Raw genomic sequence first — 2609 nt, forward strand, 5'->3', positions numbered from 1 at the left:
CACACAAAAGCCCAGTGTCGCGGGATGGAGCAGCCCGGTAGCTCGTCAGGCTCATAACCTGAAGGTCGTAGGTTCAAATCCTACTCCCGCAACCACCGATACCGACATACCGGACACCTCCGGCGCACCAGCGCCGGGGGCGGTATCGTTTTTAGCGGATTGCTGCCGCTCCAGCCAATCCAGGATCGTACCGAATTCACCATGCAGCATGGCGTTGACTTCGCCGCGCCTGGTGCCCGGCGTCAGGACGACGCGCTCGATGAGCCCGCGCAGGGCGTCGGCGGCCTCTTCGCGTTCTTCGGGACAGACCAGGGCGTCTGCCAGGCGCTCGACCTTGCCGCGATAAATCTCGGCGATGTTGGGATGGATGTCCGGAACATCAGCCGGCGCGGCAGCGAGACGGGCGCGTATGGTGTCCTCCTTTGCTTCCAGATCGAGAAGGCGGTCGACGAGGGTGCGTGTTCCCCTGCCTTCTTCCACTATGTCCAGAACGCCCTTGATCGCTTTCAGGACCTTGTCGAGCTCGGTGCGATCTGCCGTGTCGGTTGCCCGGCGCTCGCGGTTCAGGCGATTGGTTTCCTCTACGCAGGTGCGAATGGCCTTGGCGGCAACTTCGGGGCTCATCATCCGTTCGCGGAGGCCATCGAGCACCCGCGCCTCCAGTTTCTCACGAGAGATGCTATGCCCGTTCGAACAGCTTCTCGTGTCGATATGGTTCGAACACGCAAACCGCCCCTGCCCGCGAAGGGTATAAGACCCACCGCAGCATCCGCAGTAAACGAGGCCGGAGAGAAGGCTCCTCGGCCGACGGGTCCGGTTCAGTTTGTTGCGTGCCGCGCGCGTCGCTTCGATCACGCCGGCATACTGGACTGCTATATCTTCCTGTCTTGCCTTGGCTGCCTGCCATAGTTCCTCATCGACGATCCGTAGATCGGGGACGTCGGTGACGATCCATTCCGATTGCGGATTGATCCGTGACACGCGCTTGCCAGTTTGCGGATTCTTGAGATAGCGAAGCCGGTTCCAGACCAGCTTTCCGATATAGAGCTCATTGTTTAGCAGTCCGGTCCCACGCTTTGCGTGGCCCCGGATCGTCGTCGACGTCCAAAGTGTGCCGGTCGGTGCGGGTATGCGGGCGTCGTTCAAGCGTCGCGCGATGGCCTGAGGGCTAAGTCCGTTGGCGAACTGCCGAAAGACCTGACGCACCACCTCGGCTTCGACGGCGTTGATGCTGCGCTCGCCATGGACTGCCTCGCCTTCGCTGGAGAAGCGGCGAACAACGTCATAGCCGTAGCACAGGCCGCCACCAGATTTGCCTTTCTCAACGCGTCCGCGCAGACCACGATGGGTCTTCTTGGCAAGGTCTTTGAGGAACAGCGCATTCATGGTGCCCTTGAGGCCGACATGTAGCTCGGACACTTCGCCCTCAGCCAGGGTGACGATCTTGACGCCTGCGAATTGCAGGTGCTTGTAGAGTGTTGCGACATCGGCCTGATCGCGCGAGACACGGTCCAGCGCCTCAGCGAGCAAGATATCAAAGCGGCCCATCTGCGCGTCCTGGACGAGAGCCTGAATGCCGGGGCGAAGGATAACGCTGGCACCCGAGATCGCTGCGTCCTTGTAGCTGCCTATCACGTGCCAACCTTCACGTTTTGCCTGTTCTCTACAGATTAGGAATTGGTCCTCAATCGAGGCAGCACTCTGCTTATCGTCAGAATAGCGGGCATACAGGGCAACGCGGGACATATCGTTCTCCTCGCGGGGAATATTAACATGATCTTTCTGAGGGGCCAAACAACGGAACCTAGCGCTGAAATTCCCTATTTATGCCTTTCAGTCGGAGTGCTGAATGTTCGGCAACGCATATGCATCATTTAGGCGGAGTTGTTCGTGGCGCGCGAGGCCGCGAATGGACATCTCAGAAGCGGCTATGCAAATCAGCGTCTGTCAGAGCATGAGCAGCAGTTGCCCTTCGTTAATCAGGAACTCGGGCATCGCCTCACGAACCAGCTGGCCGTCGTCCAGGCGGTTGCCAGCCAGACCTTACGCCAGTCCGTCGACATGAAGTCCGCCGGAGATGCCCTCAGCTTTCGCCTGGCCGCACTGGCGCAGGCGACGGACATGCTGACTGCCGCCGAGTGGAAACCGGCCGACCTGCGCGATCTGGCGCAGACAGTACTTGCCAGCCATGCCGGGCTTTCCGATCGTGTGCATATGTCCGGGCCGGCGATCCATTTCGACGCGCAAGTGGCTTTGGGACTGACGCTCGCCCTCCACGAGCTTATGACCAACGCGACCAAATATGGCGCGCTATCCAATGATCAGGGGCGCATCGATCTGCATTGGGCGTTGGAGCCGGCCGATCAGTCGCAGCAGCAGCGTTTCCGCCTGACGTGGCGGGAACTGGGTGGGCCACCGGTTGTTCCACCGTCGCGTCGAGGCTTCGGGTCAGTGATGATCGAGCGATCGCTTCGATCCTACCTCAAAGGACAGACCTCGGTAGACTATGCTCCAGGCGGGCTAGTGTTCAAAATAGATGCGCCGTGGAAGGCGGTGCCAGTACAGAGCGAGCAGACATTCTGATGACAGCGGACATAAGCGAACGTACG

The 2609-nt window shown here is 60.2% G+C and carries 2 protein-coding genes and 1 tRNA gene; 2 read left to right on the plus strand and 1 reads right to left on the minus strand.

Going from position 1 to position 2609, the window contains the following annotated elements; genetic code table 11:
- Positions 1 to 18: 18 nt before the first annotated feature.
- Positions 19 to 95, plus strand: a tRNA-Met gene (locus JQK15_RS26300).
- On the opposite strand, the gene JQK15_RS26305 is transcribed toward JQK15_RS26300, so the two are convergent.
- Positions 52 to 1746 carry a recombinase family protein gene (locus JQK15_RS26305; protein WP_214869577.1) on the minus strand — a complete coding sequence of 565 codons (1695 nt, stop codon included), beginning with the start codon at positions 1744 to 1746 and terminating at the stop codon, positions 52 to 54. The two genes, JQK15_RS26300 and JQK15_RS26305, sit on opposite strands and share 44 nt — an antisense overlap.
- A 144-nt stretch (positions 1747 to 1890) precedes the next feature.
- Between JQK15_RS26305 and JQK15_RS26310 the strand changes: the two genes are divergently transcribed.
- Complete coding sequence (locus JQK15_RS26310) at positions 1891 to 2583, plus strand: HWE histidine kinase domain-containing protein (RefSeq protein WP_214869575.1); 693 nt, start codon at positions 1891 to 1893, stop codon at positions 2581 to 2583.
- Positions 2584 to 2609 lie beyond the last annotated feature (26 nt).

Source organism: Sphingobium sp. BHU LFT2, assembly GCF_018604485.1.
GTDB lineage: Bacteria > Pseudomonadota > Alphaproteobacteria > Sphingomonadales > Sphingomonadaceae > Sphingobium > Sphingobium yanoikuyae_A.

Excerpts from the sequence above, each read along its gene's own strand:
- JQK15_RS26305 (WP_214869577.1), bottom strand. The coding sequence starts at position 1,746 with ATGTCCCGCGTTGCCCTGTATGCCCGCTATTCTGACGATAAGCAGAGT.